The following is a 16,625-nucleotide window of genomic DNA, read 5'->3' as shown; positions in this document are numbered from 1 at the left end:
TCCGGCACGGTCATATTCGACTAACGTCGGCTTTCAAGAATTTCCGGGATTTCCGATGAAGCTCAGGCCGGGCGGAAGGAGTCTCGTTCGGCCGGGGCCGCGTGCTTGATCATCAGGTGTCGCGTCACCGAATACTCGCCGACCGCCTCCTGGCTCATGTCCTTGCCGAACCCGCTCCCCTTCACCCCGCCATGCGGCGCCTCGGACGCGATCGGCAGGTGGTCGTTCACCCACGTCACCCCGACGTCCAGCCGGTGCGACACCCGCAGCGCCCGGGACACGTCGGAAGACCACACAGACGACGCCAGACCGTAAGGCGTGTCGTTGGCCAGCCGCACCGCCTCGTCCTCCCCGGCGAACGGCAGCGCGACCAGCACCGGCCCGAACACCTCCCCCTGCACGATCTCGCTCCCCTGCTCCGCGTCCGCGACGAGGGTCGGCGCGTAGTAGTAGCCGGGCGCGTCGAGCGGGTCGCCCCCACGGACGATCCGGCCCGACGCGCGCGCGACGTAGCCGTGCACCCTGTCCCGGTGCTCGGCGGAGATCAACGGGCCGATGTCGGTCCCGTCGGCCCAGGGATCGCCTGGACGTACCTTTTCCAGCGTCGCCGCGAGCGCTTCGACGGCCTCGGCGTAGCGGGAACGTTCGATGTAGACCCGGGTGGCGGCGGTGCAGTCCTGCCCGGTGTTGTAGGTCGCGCCCATCGTGACGCCGAAGGCCATCGCCTCCAGGTCGGCGTCGGCGAACACCAGGGCGGGGGCCTTGCCGCCGAGTTCCAGGTGCACGCGCTTGAGACCGTCGACGGCGCCGCGCATCACGGCCTTGCCGGTCGCGGTCGAGCCGGTCACGCTGACCATGTCCACGCCGGGGTCGGTCACGAGGGCCTGGCCCACGTCGCCCCCGCCGGTCACTACGCCGAGCAGGCCCGCGGGGGCGCCCGCCTCGGCCATCAGTTCGGCCAGGCGCAGGGTCGTGCGGGGAGTGCGGGGGGCCGGCTTGATGACCACGCCGTTCCCGGCCGCGATGGCCGGGCCGACCTTCCAGATCGCCATGATGAACGGGAAGTTCCACGGCGCGATCGATCCCACGACCCCGATGGGCCGGCGGATCAGCATCGAGGTGTAACCGGCGCTCAGCATTCCGGCGCCGGTCCCGTCCAGGGATCGGGCGGCCCCGGCGAAGAAGCGCAGGTTGTCGGCGGCGAAGGGGAGTTCGCCGTCGCGGAACACCGCGGCCGGCTTACCGGTCTCCTCGACCTCCAGGCGGGTCAGTTCGTCGGCGTCGCGTTCGACCAGGTCGGCCAGTCGCAGCAGCACCCGGGCCCGCTCCCCCGGGGTGGCGTCGCGCCACTGCTCGAAGGCCGCCCGCGCCTCGGCCACCTTCACCGCGACATCGGTCAGTGAGCTGTCCGCCACATCCTCGATGACCTGGCCGGTCGCGGGATTGATCAAAGTCGTCATCTGCGTCTTCTAACTGTCGAAACCGATGCCGAAGCGATCGAGCAGGCGGAGCCACGGCCCGCGCCTGCCCTCGTTCGCGTCGGCGCGAGCCAGGGCCCGGCGGGTGAACTCGACCACCGGCCAGCGGATCGGCTCAGGTGGGAACGGCACCGGGGGGCGGCGCACCATCTTCAGTCCGGTACGTCTGGTCTCCCGCCGCGCCAGCAGATCGAGCCCGGCCAGGGCGCCGAAGCGCGAGGCGCCCACACCGAGGCCGGTGTAGCCGAGGGCGTAGGCGACGCGGCCGCCCATCGCGGTGCCGAAGAACGGGGTGAAGCGGCTCGTCGAGTCGATCAGGCCGCCCCAGCGGTGGGTCGCCCTGACCCCTTCGAGCTGCGGGAAGGTCTCCAGCAGGTGGCGGGCCAGCAGCGCGTGGGACTCGGGACGCTGGTCGCTGCCGCCGCCCCGGAAGTTGTAGACAGCGTCGTACCCGCCGAACAGCAGCCGGTCGTCGGCCGTCAGGCGGTAGTAGTGGAACTGGTTCCCGCCGTCGGTGATGCCTTGCGCCTCCGCCCAGCCCAGCGACGCGCGTTGCCCGGCGTCGAGCGGTTCGGTCATCAGGACGTAGTCCCACACCGGCAGGACGAAGTTGTTCAGGCGCCGCAGCGGCGACGGGAACGCGTTGGTCGCGACGAGGACCTGGCCGGCGTTGATCATGCCGTGGACGGTCGGAACCCGTACCGAAGATCCGGATCGCTCCATACCGGTGACCCGCGTGTGCTCGTAGAACCGCACGCCGAGGTCCTCGGCGACGCGGAGCATTCCCCAGGCCAGCTTCACCGGGTCGACGAGACCGCCGGTGCCGCGCAGCCGCAGTCCGCCCAGGTAGGTCGGCGAGTGGACGTCGGTCCGCATCTCCCCGGCGTCCAGGAATGTGGCGTCTTCGCCATGATCCCGGTGGCGCTTTTCGGCGGCCCGCAATTCGGCCACCTGATGGGGTGCGACGGCCGCCGTGGTCTTGCCGCAGAGGCGGAGATCGGCGTCGATGTTGTTTTCAGCCACGAAAGCGGCGATGGCGGCCAGATTCTCCCGGCCGATCGCCAGGAGAAGATCGATCTCCCCAGGCCAGCGGTGTGCGCCGTGGGTCAGGCCGTGGGTGATCGAATCGGCGATGAAACCCCCGTTTCGGCCGGTGGCGCCGAACGCGATACGTTCGGCTTCCACCAGAACGACGTCGCAGGCGGGGTTTTCTTGTTTGGCCAGCACAGCAGCCCAGAGGCCGGTGAAGCCGCCTCCCACGATCAGCAGGTCGGCCGTCGTCGCCTCCGTCAGCGCCGGGTACGCGGCCGGACCGGGCCGGTCGGTCCAAAAGACCCGCGGCAGTGCGTCCGTAATCACGATCCCCTCCGACCGATATTTGTTGAATCGTGATTCAAATACTTATCGAGCAACCACGTCAAGACCTGCGACACTTGTTGTGAGATCCTCCATACGGGGCGGGGTGCGGTGACTCAGCGGAAGAGCAGGGCAGATCGACGGGTCGAACTGATCGACGCGGCCAGGCGCGCGATGATCCAGCACGGCGCCGAGGGCGTGCATCTGAACCAGATCGCAGAAGAAGCGGGCCTCACCTCAGGCGCGGTGCTCTACCACTATCCCGATCTGCGCGACCTGCTGATCGAGGCCCACCACGCGGGCATGGAGCGGTTCTACGAGCAGCGCGTCAAGAAGATCAGTGGCATGGCCGACCCGGCCCAGAAGCTGATCACGACGATCCGGTCGGGCCTGCCCGAGAGCCCCGACGACGCGGGCGTGCGACTGCTGTGCGAACTCGGCGGCGCCGCCGGCCGCAACCGCGTCTACGGCACCCTGCTGACCACGCTCTACGACCGCCAGGTGGCGATGTACCAGATGATCCTGGAGGTCGGCGCCGCCCAAGGGGTGTTCAAGCTCGCGGGCGACTCCGAGCAGATCGCCCGCAACCTCGTCGCCCTCGAAGACGCCTACGGCTACCGCATCATCGCCCGGCACCACTCGATCGGCCCCGACGAGGCCGTCGGCCTCATCCTCGACTTCGCCCGCATGGCCACCGGCCACCCGCTGAAGGAGACCCCGGCCCCGCCCCGCCCGAAGGCGACCCGCACGACGCGGACGACCCGCCCGAGGAAGAGCACCGGAACAGCCGACGGCTCGACCGCACAACCGCAGGACGCCGGCTGACCCCGAGGACGGGATCCGGCGCGAAGATGCGTCCAGCCGGCAGGAATGCCCCCGCGGCTCAAAGGGCGCGACCGGCGCCCCCGTGACCGCCCGGGGAAGGCCCGGTCAACGCGAATCGGCACCGCACCCTGGAAACCTCACGGGATGCGGTGCCGATTCTGACGCTGTGCTCAGTTGGGGATCAGGACCGCGTCCTCCGGCCGCCACGTCACGCCGACCACGGTCCCCGGCGTGATCCTGGCCGAGCCCTGGGTCGCCGCCAGGAGCTTGCGGCCCAGCCCCCGCACCTCGACTGCGATGTGTGACACGCCGCCGTAGAAGCTCACGTCCACGACCACGCCCTGGACCATCCCGGGGGCGGGCTCGGTCAGGCGGACCCGCTCGGGGCGGATCGCCAGCGCGGCGGGCGCGTCGGCGGTCGTCGCCTTGGAGGGCAGCGGGCCGAGGCCGTCGGCGGAGAAGACGCCGCCGCGGATCGCGCCCGTGAACAGGTTGTTCGCGCCGATGAAGTCGGCCACGAAGTAGGTGCGCGGGCGGTCGTAGAGGGTCACGGGGGCGTCGATCTGCTCGACCCGGCCCTGGTCCATGACCGCGATGCGGTCGGCCAGGGACATGGCCTCCTCCTGGTCGTGGGTGACCACGACGAAGGTGATGCCGACCTCGTTCTGGAGGCGCTTGAGCTCGAGTTGCATCTCCGCGCGGACCTTCTTGTCCAGCGCGGACAGCGGCTCGTCGAGCAGCAGCAGCCGGGGGCGCTTCACGATCGCGCGGGCCAGGGCGACGCGCTGCTGCTGGCCGCCGGACATCTGGGCGGGGCGGCGGCTCGCCATCGAGTCGAGGCCGACCTTCTCCAGGACCTCGCCCACCCGGGCCTTGATCTCGGCCCTGGGGAGGTTCTCGCGCTCCAGGCCGTAGGCGACGTTCTTGGCCACGGTCATGTGGGGGAACAGCGCGTACGACTGGAACATCAGGTTGACCGGGCGCTTGTGCGGGGCGAACTTCAGCAGGTCGGCGCCGTCGAGGCGGACCCCTCCCTGGTCGGGCGTCTCGAACCCGGCCAGGATGCGCAGCAGTGTCGTCTTGCCGCAGCCCGACGGGCCGAGCAGGGCGAAGAACTCCCCCTGCTTGATGTCGATGGAGACGTCCTCGAGGGCCGTGACGTTCCCGAACTTACGGGATACCCCCTCGATGGAAAGCAGTGTCATTTGAGGGACTCCGTGAGTCGGGTCATGCGCTGGACGGCGAGCACCGCGACCACGCTGATGGTCAGCAGGATGGTGGCCAGAGCGTTGATGTCGGGGGTCACGCCGAACCTGACCATCGAGTAGATCACGATGGGCAGCGTCGGGTCGGTCGGGCCGGCCGAGAAGAAGGCCAGCACGAACTCGTCGAGCGAGAAGGTGAACGCCAGCAGCGCGCCCGCCGCGATGCCGGGGGCCAGACCGGGCATGGTGATGCGGAAGAACGTCTGGATCGGGCTCGCGCCGAGATCGGTCGAGGCCTCTTCGAGCGAGGTGTCCATCGAGGCCAGCCGCACCCTGACGACCACCGCGACCAACGGGATGCCGAAGGTCAGGTGGGCCAGCAGGATCGAGGTCAGGCCCAGCGTGAAGTTCACCGCGCTGTAGAAGATGAGCAGGCCGATGGCCAGCATCAGCTCCGGCAGGATGGCCGGCAGGGTGGCGATGGCCTCCAGCACCTTGGACCGGGTGTGCCGGGCCAGGCCGACCGCCAGCAACGTGCCGACGACCGTCGAGATCAGGCAGGTGCCGATCGCGACGATCAGGGTGTTGCCGAGCCCTTCGAGGATGGTGGCGTCGCCGGCCAGCTTGCCGTACCAGTCGAGGCTGAAGCCCTCGAAGATGTACGGGTTGTCGCCGGCGTTGAACGACATGAAGACCACGACCGCGATGGGCACGTAGAAGAACAGATAGACCAGCCACAGGGGCAGGAAGACGATACGCGACGACCTCTTACGCACTCCGCGTCCTCCGCGAGACGATCGACTGGGCCAGCAGCAGGACCAGCGTCACCACGATCATCGCGAGCGCGAGCGTGGCGCCGAAGGGCCAGTCGCGGGCCTTGAGGAACTGGTCGCGGATCAGGTTGCCGACCATGATCGCTTTTCCGCCGCCGAGGATCTCCGGCACCACGAAGTTCCCGAAGCTGGGCACGAACACGAGCACGGCGCCGATCAGCGCGGACGGCAGCGTCAACGGCAGCGTGACGCTGAAGAACGTGCGGATCGGGGAGGCGCCCAGGTTGGCGCTGGCCTCCCGCAGGCGCGGGTCGAGCCGCTCCACCGCCGAGTAGATCGGCAGGATCATGAGCGAAAGATATCCGTAGAGCAGGCCGACGACGACCGTGCCCCTGTTGTAGAGCAGTTCGAGCGGCTCGTCGATCAGGCCGATGCCTGTGAGCGACTCGTTGACCAGGCCCGGACCACTGAGCAGGATCGTCCAGGCGTACATCCGGATCAGGAAGTTCGTCCAGAACGGCAGCATGATGGCCAGAAGCGCGATCGTCTTCCACTTCGCCGGAAGCAGCGCGATGGCATATGCCGTCGGATAGCCGATCAGCAGTGCCAGCACCGTCACCACGCCCGCGACGACCAGGCTGTCCTGGATCACGTTCAGGTAGAGCGGTTGGAACAGCCTGCTGAAGTTGGCGGTGGTGAATTCGTAGACCACCCCACCAAAACGACCGCGCTGGAAGAACATGGTGCTGAGCATCAGCAGCATCGGCACCACGGCCAGCAGCGTCAACATGATCAGCCCAGGTCCGAGGAAGATCAACCGCGCGAGGAACGAACCTCGCCCACGCGACATATCGGGCCCCCCTTCTGATGTTTGGCGAGTGTTGCAGGAGACATCAAATTAGACAAGACTGTGCCGTACGGGGTGAGCTTTGAGTTTGTGCTTCCAGTTGAATCGACATTCAGGAGAGCGCGGTGGCTACCGCAGACTGGACGTTGCCGGGGAACGTCGTCTTGCGTCTCAGCGACGAGCTTGAGGCGGGTCCCGGAGTGACCGAGCAGGTCCTCCGGAACCTGGGTGCCGCACCGGCGCCCTTCACGGTGCGCGAGCTGCGCCCGCTGCCCGACTTCCCGGCCGGAGAACGCCCGATCACCGTCGACCAGACCTACCGGTCGGTCGTCGTGGGCGAGAAGGTGATCGTGAAGTGGTTCCCCCGTCCGGCGGAGGGGCCGCATCCCGGTCTGGAGATGCTGACCCATCTGTCCGATACGGGGTTCACCCGCACGGCGGAACCCTACGCGGCGATCTTCTGCGGCACCGCTCTGGCCGGGCTGGCCACGGCGTACCTGCCGGGGGCCCGCGACGGCTGGGAGTGGTGCGCCGACGAGGCCGTGGCCGGGCGCACCGCCTTCGCGGCGGAGATCGGCATCCTGGCCGCGGATCTGCACCTGGCGATGGCCAGGCCGTCCGGGGTCATCGCCGATCCGGTACGCCTGGTGCCTCCCACCGACGACTGGTCGGATCGGGCCGAACACGCCCTCGGCGAGGCGCTGGCCCTGACGACCGACGAGACCGACGCGCGCTGGCTCGCCGATCACGTCGCCGACCTGAGGCGGGAGCTCGCGCCGCTGCAGGTGGCCGGTGAGACCTCGGTGATGCGCGTCCACGGCGACCTCCACGTGGGCCAGATCCTCGAATGGGACGAGGGCTTCGCGCTGATCGACTTCGACGGCAACCCGACCGTGACCGGCGCCTCGCCCTACCAGCCGGCGGCCCGCGACCTGGCCCAGCTCGGGATCAGCATCGAGAACGCCGGACAGGTCGCGATCAAGCGGCGCGGCGCCGATCCCCAGGCGATCTCGGCCTGGGTGTGGGGCGCGCGGGAGGGCCTGGAGAACGCGTACACGAAACGACTCGACGACGCCGGCCGGGGTGACCTGCTCGACCGTTCGCTCCTGCGGCCGTTCGAGGTCGAGCAGCTCTGCCGGGAGCTCATCTACGCGGGCCGGTTCCTGGCCCGCTGGCGTTACGCCCCCATGGGCGTGCTGCGCACCTGGTTCTGAGAGGCTGCTGGAATGGACGCCGGAAAGTTCCTCGACGACCTGCTGAAGAAGCCCGAGTCGCTCGATCGGCTGGCCACCGCGCTCGACGCGGGCGGCCTGTTCGACGGCCTGCCGACAACCGTGCGGCGGGTGCTGTTCCTGGGCATGGGCAGTTCCCGGTACGCCGCCCGCGTCGCCGCCCTGCGCCTGCGCGCCGCCGGGATCGACGCCGCCGCCGACTACGCCTCGACGAGTCTGGGCTACCCGCCCGACCCGGCGACCCTGGTGGTGGCGATCTCCGCCACCGGGGGCAGCCGCGAGACGCTCGAAGCGGTGGCGCGTCACCACGGCGTCTCCTTCGTGGCCGCGCTCACCAACAAGGACGGCTCGCCCATCACGAAGGGCGCCGACCACGTCATCCCGATGCTGGCCGGCCCCGAGGAGGGCGGCGTGGCCTGCCGCACCTTCCAGCACACCCTCGCCCTGCTGCTCGCCCTGTTCGATCAGAGGGTCGGCCAGGGCGTCGACGGCGCCCTGGTCAGACGCGCCGCCGAGGCGACGCAGGACCTGCTCGACCGGCGGAGCGACTGGCTGCCCGGAGTCCTGGAACTGCTCGACGGCCCCCACGGCGTCTACACGATCGCCCCCGCCGAACGCCTCTCGTCGGCCGACCAGTCGGCGCTCATGGTCCGCGAGGGCCCGCGCCGCCAGGCCACCGCCTGCGAGACCGGCGACTGGGCTCACGTCGACGTCTACCTCACCAAGACCTACGACTACCGCGCCCTGCTGTTCCCCGGCTCGCCCTACGACGGGCAGGCGATGGAATGGGTCCGCGAACGGGGTTCGACTGTCGTCACCGTCGGCGGCGAGGTGGCCGGGCAGGCCGGAGGCGTGCGTTACAGGCATGACGACGATCCCGGCGTCGCGCTCCTCACGGAGACGCTCGTCGCCGAGCTGGTCGCCGCGTCGTGGTGGGCGCACGGGTAGGAAAGCTACCGGTGTTCCGGAGTCGCTCGGGCCATAAGTCCCTCAATAGTGACATTCCGCACCAATTAACTGAGGCCCACCGGGGCGGGGCGCGATCCGTCCCGGCGGGCACAAATCACGCTAATCCCGGACGATTTCACACTCAAGCACGGGTTGAGTGATCCGTTTTTTCGCATACCGGCCAGTCTGGTGCGGTTTAGGATCACGCTGTGACCCTCGAAAAGGCACCTCCCGGCGTCGACCCTCTCACGCCGAGTGTCGCCCGGATGTACGACTACTTCCTGGGCGGCAAAGACCATTTCGCCGTCGACCGCGAGGCCGCGGAGGCGATCAACGCCATCTCGCCCGACGCGAAGGAACTGGCCCGCGCCAACCGCGAGTTCCTCGGCCGGGCCGTCCGCCACCTGATCGACCAGGGCGTGACCCAGTTCCTCGACGTCGGCGCGGGCCTGCCCACCCGGGACAACGTCCACGAGGTGGCCCTGCGGCACGCACCCGATTCCAAGGTCGTGTACGTCGACAACGACCCCATGGTCCTGGTCCACGCCCGCGCGATCCTGGCGGACAACCCGAGCACCGTCGTGACCGACGGCGACCTGCGCGAGCCCGGCTGGATCACCGGCCACCCGGAAGTGCGCGCCCACCTGGACTTCTCCAAGCCGATCGCGATCCTGCTGGTGGCCGTCCTCCACTTCGTCACCGACGACGACGAGGCCCGCCGCGTGGTCGCCGAGTTCCGCGACGCGGTCGTGCCCGGCAGCCACCTCGTGATCAGCCACATGAGCCCCGGCGAGGCCTTCGGCGACGACCTGGCCGCGGGCCAGAAGGTCTACGCCAAGAGCTCGGCCGGCGGCATCACCTTCCGCACCCATTCCGAGGTCCTGTCGCTCTTCGACGGTTTCGACCTGTACGAACCCGGCGTGGTCCAGATCTCCGACTGGCGCCCCGACGACCCGGTGGTCCAGGCGCTGACGAAGTCGTCGAGCGGGGCGATCGGGCTGGCCGGAGTGGGCCGCTTGGATAGCTAGCATATCCAGCGTGCGCATCTCCCAGCTAAGCGACGCCACCGGGGTACCCATCCCGACCATCAAGTACTACCTGCGCGAAGGCCTCCTGCCCGCGGGCGAGCAGACCTCCGCGACCCGATCCGTCTACGGCCAGTCGCACGTGCGACGCCTCCGGTTGATCCGTGCCCTCCTGGAGGTGGGCAAGCTCCCCATCTCGGCGATCCGGGCCGTGATCGAGGCGGTCGAGGACGAGAAGATGGGCGTCCACGAGATGCTCGGCACGGCGCACTACGCGCTGTCCCCCAAGACCGAACCCGAGGAGACCGACGAGTGGATCGCGGCCCGGGCCATGGTCGACGAACTGATCCGCGAACGCGGCTGGCGGGTCGCCGCCAACGCCCCCGGCCGGAACGAACTCGCCCAGACCATCGTGACCCTCCGCCGCCTCGACCACGACGTGACCCTGCCTGACCTGCGCCCCTACGCCGCCGCGGTCGGCGGCCTGGTGCGCGACCACGAGATGGCGAGGATACCGTTCGACGGACCACGCGAGACGGCGGTCGAGGCCCACGTGATCGGGACCGTGCTCTACGGCCGGGTCCTGGACGTGGTGCGGCGACTCGCCGAGGAGTCGGAGTCGGCGCGGCTACTCGCTGATCCCGACGGGCTGCCGAAGTAACCACTGGGCGGCCCGGCACAGCAGCGTCCTGTGTACGGGTGAGTCGTAGGACCGCGTGTCGTGCCCCAACGCGTCGTAGACGAGCCGCCCGCGTCTGACGTTCCGGGCCCAGAGCACCGGCTGGCCCAGCGACGTGGCCAGCGGGGTGACGTCGGGGAGGATGTCGAGGTCGCTGTAGACCTCGTCGACGACGTCGAAGTCGCGTAAGCCATCGGTGATCGCGTGGTCGCGGTTGACGTGGACGGCGGTCCAGCCGATCGGCGGGTGGTGCGACTTGCCCCACTTCCACGACGCCCCGAGGACACGCGGCCAGCCCTGCCAGTCGTCGAAGCAGATGGAGGCGCTGTGCATGGCGAGCACTCCGCCGCCCTTGTTCAGGTGGTCCAGCAGGACCGCTCTCGCATCCTGGCTCAGCTCGAAGTGCCAGTATGCGCGCTGGCTCTCGAAGTGACCGCTCTGGTGGCACCAGCGCAGGGCGTTGATCGTGATCAGATCGACCTGAGGGGGCTCGGCCAGGGCGCCCGCGATGTCCTCGGTGATCTCCGACTCGATCCCCGCTTCGAGGAGGACCTCGGCCAGGGTTTGTGACGTGGCCGCAAAGTCATGCGCCACCCCTCCGGAAAGAATGAGATTTCGCGCCATACCCGCCACTGCATCACAGGTCCCTAGGATCAGGGAATGGCCAAGCGGGTGACCTACGCCGACGCGGTGAAGCTACTGGGCGGGCAGTCCCGCACGATCAAGGCTCTCGATACGGCTCTTGGATTAGGCCTGCTGGCGGGCGGACCGATCACGTTGAGCCTGTTCGACGCGAAGACCGAGGCGCTCCGGCTGGCGCATCAGATCTTCGGAGATCTGCGGGAGAAAGTGAGCAGGGTTCCCCGGGCGACCCGGACCGAACGACTGGTCGCGGCCCATGAGGTCATCATCACGACGGCGTTCTTCGAGGCGCTGGACAACCTCGATCTCCCTGTCCCCCTCAAGGATCTGAAGATCGAGGGTCCTGCCGCCCAGCTGATGAGCCGAGTGAGACGGCTGCACGGCTGTCTGATCGGAAGCGATCCGACGACACCGACGTCGGCACACCTCAACAGCTTGATGCTGAACTACGCGTTCGCGGGCGTCCAACTCCAGGAGATCATCGAATTTCTGCCTGAGAGCAGCGCCGACTCCGACCGTTGGCAGGCGCTGATGTACGCCTTCTCCCACGACCTCCCCCAGGCCGCGGTCGCCCGCTACCAGGATCTCTACTACCGGCTGGCAACCGACTTCCCCGAATTCGCTTTCTGGGCCCAGATGCGGGCCCACGAATCCGCTCAGGCGGGGCTCGCGGGGCTGGAGTCGATGCTGATGGAGGTGACAGCCGGGCGGGCGCCTTCGGCGAAGGTGGCGAGCATCCACGCGCTCAACGCGGCAGCGCCGATCCGGCCGATCAGCCAGAGCGACGACCAACTCGGCGACCTGGGCATGCCGAGCCTCGGCGAAGCCTACGTGGTCCCGCTCTTCCGGCGACTCGCCGATCCGGGGCGCAGCGATCTGAGCCTGGAGTCCACCTGGGAACGGGAGGAGACGCGCGGCGACCTGGGACAGGTGCTGGCCGGACACCTGACCTCGGCGGAGGCGGTCCAGGCACCGCTGCTCATCCTCGGTCAGCCCGGCGCGGGCAAGTCGGTGCTGACCCAGATGCTCGCCGCCCGGCTGCCGCAGAGCGATTTCCTGCCCATCCGAGTGCCGTTGCGGCAGGTGCCCGCCGACGCGGGCATCCAGGAACAGATCGAGACCGGCATCCACGCGACGACCGGTGAAACGCTCTCCTGGCCCGACCTGGCTCGAGCCGCCGAGGGGGCGCTGCCGGTCGTCCTCCTCGACGGTCTCGACGAATTACTCCAGGCCACTGGCGTCAACCGGGCCGACTACCTGCGCCAGGCGATGGAGTTCCAGGAACGCGAGGCCTTGTTGGGCCGCCCGCTCGCGGTGATCATCACCACCCGGACCGCCGTGGCGGACCGCTGCCGGGTGCCGCCGGAATCGGTGGCACTCCGCCTTGAGCCCTTCTCCGACGATCAGGTCGCCGAGTGGGTCGGCTCATGGAACCGCAGCACCGGGGCCGATCTGTCACTCCACGACGTGCTCTGCTACCCCGACCTGGCCAGGCAGCCACTCCTCCTGCTGATGCTCGCCCTCTACGACTCTGACGGAGCGGTTCTGACCGGCCGGCTGCTCCAGTCGGAGTTGTACGAACGGCTGGTGCGCCGATTCGCCGTGCGGGAAATCCGCAAGCACGAACGGGGGCTTGCCCACGAAGCCCTCGACGCGGCCGTCGAATTCGAACTGCTGCGTCTGTCGGTCGCCGCGTTCGCCATGTTCAACCGGGGCCAGCAGTGGGTCACGCACGACGAACTGAACCGCGATCTCAACGCCCTGATGCCCGAGGCACCGGCCACGACGACAGGGTTCCAGCGCCCCCTGACCGCAGCGCAGAAAGTGCTCGGCAGGTTCTTCTTCGTCCATCAGGCACAGGCCCGGCAGGACACCGACGCGGTCAGCACATATGAGTTCCTGCACGCGACCTTCGGCGAGTATCTCGTGGCCCGGCTGATCAGGGACCTGGTGCAGGAAGAAGCGGAACTGGAGGCCCGGCCCAGCCGCTTCCGCCCGCCGGCGCACACCAATCTCGAAGAATTACTCTCCTTCGCGGTCGTGGCCGTTCGAACGCCGATTCTGCGATTCCTCGCAGAGATGCGGGTCGACGATCCACGCATCCGGCCGGCCCTTCTGAGAATGCTGCAGAGCACCTATTTCGGCAGCGTGGCCGGACAAAGCGAATATCAGCCGGTCGCCGTCTCCAGTGTGCATCGAGTCGCCCGCCGCTCCGCCAATCTGGTGCTGCTGCTCGTCATCCTCACCGGGCCGACACGGGCGAAGGAATTGTTCGGCGGGCGGGAACCGCGAATCGCGTTGTGGCAGAACCTCGTCGACCTCTGGCGGGCGGGCACCACGGGCGACGAATGGCCCGCCGTCAACGACTGGCTGGCCATCGCCCGCACGTGGGAAGGCGAGCAACGGGAGATCACCGTCACCCGCTTCGACCAGCCGGTCGCCGACGGCCTTTCGGGAACCGGCGACGTCATCGCCTGGACCCACAACGTCCTGCCCCGGAACGCCCACGCCTACTGGGATGTTCGTCCGGCCCAGACCTCACTCGACACCGGCCTCGGCCGCCAGCCCATCAACGCCCTGGCCAGGATGGTGTTCTACCATCAGCCGACGTTGGCGACGTCCTACAAGAAGAGCTCGCGCCTGCCGGCTAACTCGTTCTTCGGCCCGCTGCTCGAAGCGTGGCTCATGCTCCCCGCCGACCAGCAGGCCCTCGACAACATCGAAACGATCAGCCCGTGGATGGAGCGCCGTCTCCTCGACCTGGTCTACAGCGATCGGCACCACCTGCCGATCGAGGTCGTCGCGGAGATCTGCGACCGGCAGCTCCGGATCAGCTCGGCCCGCATCAGCGTGCTGCTCGACTGCGTGCTGTACGTGGTCGCACGGGACCGTGACCACCTCGAACTGGTCGACCGGCTGATGAAGGTCAACGGCACGACAGTCTCCGACGCGCTCCTGGCGACGGTGACGCTGATGGAGCTCGAGATCGACCCCTCGGCCGCCCCGGTGCTCGCCTTCGACGTGGTGCGCCGGATGAGCCCCGACGACTTCGACGAGATCGCGTCCGCCGACCCGCATCTCCTCCGCCGAGCCCGGCGCATCATCCGCGCCGAAGGCGGTCGCTATCGCCTCACCTGGCCTGGATCGAGCCCAGCACCTTCCGAATGACCGTCTCGCCCGACACCCGCAGGCCGTCGTGTTCCCACTCGTTCGTGACCCACGTCGTCACGTTGGCGACCTCACGTGCCGTCTGGGCTGACAATCCCTCGTCCACATACATGTCGTCGTAGTAGACGACCGCTCCCACCGGGACCTCGTTCGTGGCCAGGCGAGCGGGGTCATACAACGTCGGCCAGGTCATCTGGGCCAAGCACTCCGCCGTTTCCCTGAACGGCCGCAGCGCCCTGATCTCGTCGAACATCCACGGATAGATCATCTCCCCCGTCAAAGGGAGGTCCGGGGCCAGGCGGGCGGCAGCCCAGTTCGTCGGGGCGCCCTGCGAGTAGATGGACTCGTGCATGACCGCGTACAGGGGATTGCCGGCGAAAGACGTCGCGGCCATGACCTGGTAGAGGAAGTCATCCGAGAGCTCGCCACCGACCCAGGCCTCGGTCAGAACCCAGTGCAGGGATTCAGCACCGGTACCGGTGCCCAGTTCCGTACCCAGGAACTTGAGACGCTGCGGCGTGAGGCGGTCGCCATCCGGGAGGCGGATGTCGTTCTGGTCCAGGAAGGCGAGCAGGCCGTCGAGGCGGGCGCGGTCGTCCGGATAGCGGATGAAGTAGCGGCGGAGTTTGTCTTCCACGCGCCGGTAGGTCCGGGAGTAGACCTCGTCCGCATCGGCGTGGAGACCCGCCAGTCCCCCGGTCACGTAGCAGGCCGACAGCGAGTCGGGTGCTTTCGACAAATACGTCAGGGTCACGAAGCCGCCGTAGGACTGGCCCAGCGTCGACCAGCGCTCGACGCCCAAAGAACGGCGGATGTGTTCGGCGTCGTCCACGATCGAGTCGGCGCGGAAGTGCCGCAGATACGCGGCGAGTTCGGGACCGTCAGGGTGCGGCAGCGACTTCGCCGTCACGGGGCTGCTGCGGCCCGTCCCCCGCTGGTCGAGCAGCAGCACCCGGTGAGTGCGCAGGGCGTACCCGAGCCAGCCGTCCCCGCCCAGAGGCCGGGGTGACCTCCCACCCGGACCGCCCTGCAGGAACACCAGCCACGGCAGGTCCTCGCCCACCCGCCGGGGGTCACACGCCTCCCGCGCGAACACCTCGATCAACCCCGCAGAGAGATCGGAGTGGTCGAGCGGGACGGTGAACACGTGGTCCGTCAGGGAGACACCGGGCATGGAAACGGTCACCGCGTCACGATAGCGACTCCGCCTCGGCCTCCGCCGCATCCGCGTCGGCCACTCGTCCCGCCGCCCGGAGTACCCGTGACAGGGTCGCCAGGGACACGATCAGGGGAGGGCCGCCGAGACCGCGGGCGACGGACACGGCCTCCTCCGCCAGGGGAAGTGCGATGCCGGGGCGTCGGATCAGGGTGTCCGCCCCCGATCGGAGGGCGCGCACCAGCGTCCCCGAATGCTCGTAGGCGTCACGCTCGCACAGGGAGCGGGCGGCGCGCACGGCCCCGTCCACCGATGCGGGGGACCGGGCGACGCGGGCATGCGCCAGCAATGCGTCGACCACCTCAGCGCCAGCCGCTCCACGTGCAATCGCCGCGAGGTACAGGCGTGCCTGCTCCTCGTACTCGTCCGAAGTCACTGTGTCCCAGCGTCTTCCGGTGCCAGGCCACATGCAACCCTCAGAGCTTCTGGAGCCCCAAGTCTTCTGTCACGCGGCGCAGGTCGCGGGGGTGGCCGAACCCGAGTTTCACCTGGATGCGGGCCACCAACTGGTCGACGGACATCTCTTCGATGTTCATCGACTTCGCCGCCTCGGGGTGCGTGCACCCCTTGGAGATCAGCCGCAGGACCTCGGCCTCGCGCGGGGACAGGGCGGGGCGCAGGCAGAGCAGTGAGGTCGCCAGGGCGAACTCGCCGCGCAGCACGGTGGCCAGGCCTTGTCCCAGGACGAATCCGCCCGCCGCCACGTGCAGCACCGCGTCGCGGAACTCGTCGGGCTGGGTGTTCTTGAGGAGGTAGCCGGACGCGCCGGACTGAAGCGCTTCGACGACGTCGGAGGGGTGGCCGGTCATGCCGAGCGAGTGGGAGAAGACGAGCACGCGGGCTCCGGCGGTCCACTCTTCGATCTCGGCGAGGGCCGGCTGCCGGTCTTCGCGATAGAGAGCCAGTAGGAGCACGTCGACCTCGGCGCCGGTGCGGGCCAGAGCCTCGGCGGACGGGGCGCCGACGACGGACCCCACCTCCGGCATCCGGGCCAGCAGGCGCCGGATCCCGGCCTGTGCATGCGGGTGATCATCGGCAACGGCGACTTTGATCATGTGTCCCACCCCCAAAATTAGATTCTGGACACGCGATACGACCCTGGACAAGGGGATATCCGGACGAACTTTTTCGGCTATTTACGTGCGTCCATGACGCGGACCGGGCAAACCGGTCACCTACGTCATCCAGTATCACCATCGGACATCAATGCTCGGGCCGTCTTCGTCAACTT

Annotated in this window: 15 protein-coding genes; 6 read left to right on the top strand and 9 right to left on the bottom strand. The window is 68.6% G+C overall.

What is annotated here, in order from left to right; genetic code table 11:
• Positions 1-62: 62 nt before the first annotated feature.
• On the bottom strand, positions 63-1,460 hold the full coding sequence (locus AW272_RS15110; protein ID WP_066364846.1) for an aminobutyraldehyde dehydrogenase: 1,398 nt from the start codon (positions 1,458-1,460) through the stop codon (positions 63-65).
• Positions 1,461-1,469: 9 nt separating this feature from the next.
• Positions 1,470-2,837: an NAD(P)/FAD-dependent oxidoreductase gene (locus AW272_RS15105; RefSeq protein WP_245657553.1), complete on the bottom strand. Its 1,368-nt coding sequence runs from the start codon at positions 2,835-2,837 to the stop codon at positions 1,470-1,472.
• Between the two features lie 108 nt (positions 2,838-2,945).
• Here AW272_RS15105 and AW272_RS15100 point away from each other — a divergent pair, with 108 nt between their 5' ends.
• Positions 2,946-3,659 carry a TetR/AcrR family transcriptional regulator gene (locus tag AW272_RS15100; RefSeq protein WP_157518569.1) on the top strand — a complete coding sequence of 238 codons (714 nt, stop codon included), beginning with the start codon at positions 2,946-2,948 and terminating at the stop codon, positions 3,657-3,659.
• 170 nt (positions 3,660-3,829) lie between these two features.
• Here the strand turns inward: AW272_RS15100 and AW272_RS15095 are convergent, their stop codons facing one another.
• Genes AW272_RS15095 through AW272_RS15085 form a run of 3 tightly spaced genes read right to left on the bottom strand, consistent with a single transcriptional unit; the run spans position 3,830 to position 6,487 of the window.
• Positions 3,830-4,864: an ABC transporter ATP-binding protein gene (locus tag AW272_RS15095; protein WP_083958340.1), complete on the bottom strand. Its 1,035-nt coding sequence runs from the start codon at positions 4,862-4,864 to the stop codon at positions 3,830-3,832.
• The gene (locus tag AW272_RS15090) at positions 4,861-5,640 is read right to left on the bottom strand and encodes an ABC transporter permease (RefSeq protein WP_066364844.1); all 780 of its coding nucleotides are present in this window, start codon (positions 5,638-5,640) and stop codon (positions 4,861-4,863) included. Before AW272_RS15090 ends, AW272_RS15095 begins: the two co-directional genes overlap by 4 nt.
• Positions 5,633-6,487 carry an ABC transporter permease gene (locus AW272_RS15085; protein ID WP_066364842.1) on the bottom strand — a complete coding sequence of 285 codons (855 nt, stop codon included), beginning with the start codon at positions 6,485-6,487 and terminating at the stop codon, positions 5,633-5,635. Before AW272_RS15085 ends, AW272_RS15090 begins: the two co-directional genes overlap by 8 nt.
• A 122-nt stretch (positions 6,488-6,609) precedes the next feature.
• On the opposite strand from AW272_RS15085, the gene AW272_RS15080 reads away from it, so the two are divergent.
• From AW272_RS15080 to AW272_RS15065, 4 genes are all read left to right on the top strand, one after another.
• Positions 6,610-7,698, top strand: a complete 1,089-nt coding sequence (locus tag AW272_RS15080; protein ID WP_157518568.1) for an aminoglycoside phosphotransferase — start codon at positions 6,610-6,612, stop codon at positions 7,696-7,698.
• Positions 7,699-7,710: 12 nt separating this feature from the next.
• On the top strand, positions 7,711-8,664 hold the full coding sequence (locus AW272_RS15075; protein ID WP_066364838.1) for an SIS domain-containing protein: 954 nt from the start codon (positions 7,711-7,713) through the stop codon (positions 8,662-8,664).
• 209 nt (positions 8,665-8,873) lie between these two features.
• Positions 8,874-9,692 carry an SAM-dependent methyltransferase gene (locus AW272_RS15070; protein WP_083958339.1) on the top strand — a complete coding sequence of 273 codons (819 nt, stop codon included), beginning with the start codon at positions 8,874-8,876 and terminating at the stop codon, positions 9,690-9,692.
• Between the two features lie 10 nt (positions 9,693-9,702).
• The gene (locus AW272_RS15065) at positions 9,703-10,350 is read left to right on the top strand and encodes a MerR family transcriptional regulator (protein ID WP_066364837.1); all 648 of its coding nucleotides are present in this window, start codon (positions 9,703-9,705) and stop codon (positions 10,348-10,350) included.
• Here AW272_RS15065 and AW272_RS15060 read toward each other — a convergent pair.
• On the bottom strand, positions 10,318-10,992 hold the full coding sequence (locus AW272_RS15060) for a ThuA domain-containing protein (protein ID WP_066364835.1): 675 nt from the start codon (positions 10,990-10,992) through the stop codon (positions 10,318-10,320). The genes AW272_RS15065 and AW272_RS15060 overlap by 33 nt on opposite strands.
• Positions 10,993-11,028: 36 nt before the next feature.
• On the opposite strand from AW272_RS15060, the gene AW272_RS15055 reads away from it, so the two are divergent.
• Positions 11,029-14,178 carry an NACHT domain-containing protein gene (locus tag AW272_RS15055; RefSeq protein ID WP_066364833.1) on the top strand — a complete coding sequence of 1,050 codons (3,150 nt, stop codon included), beginning with the start codon at positions 11,029-11,031 and terminating at the stop codon, positions 14,176-14,178.
• Here the strand turns inward: AW272_RS15055 and AW272_RS15050 are convergent.
• The 3 genes from AW272_RS15050 to AW272_RS15040 form a co-directional block, all read right to left on the bottom strand.
• On the bottom strand, positions 14,141-15,364 hold the full coding sequence (locus AW272_RS15050) for an alpha/beta fold hydrolase (protein ID WP_245657552.1): 1,224 nt from the start codon (positions 15,362-15,364) through the stop codon (positions 14,141-14,143). The two genes, AW272_RS15055 and AW272_RS15050, sit on opposite strands and share 38 nt — an antisense overlap.
• 4 nt (positions 15,365-15,368) lie before the next feature.
• Positions 15,369-15,695 carry a hypothetical protein gene (locus AW272_RS15045; RefSeq protein ID WP_157518567.1) on the bottom strand — a complete coding sequence of 109 codons (327 nt, stop codon included), beginning with the start codon at positions 15,693-15,695 and terminating at the stop codon, positions 15,369-15,371.
• Positions 15,696-15,810: 115 nt separating this feature from the next.
• Positions 15,811-16,449: a LuxR C-terminal-related transcriptional regulator gene (locus tag AW272_RS15040; protein WP_066364828.1), complete on the bottom strand. Its 639-nt coding sequence runs from the start codon at positions 16,447-16,449 to the stop codon at positions 15,811-15,813.
• Positions 16,450-16,625 lie beyond the last annotated feature (176 nt).

The organism is Herbidospora mongoliensis (genome assembly GCF_001570545.1).
Classification (GTDB): Bacteria; Actinomycetota; Actinomycetes; order Streptosporangiales; family Streptosporangiaceae; genus Herbidospora; species Herbidospora mongoliensis.
The sequence above is the reverse complement of the archived record's forward strand: the minus strand, read 5'-3'. Positions and strand labels throughout refer to the sequence as shown.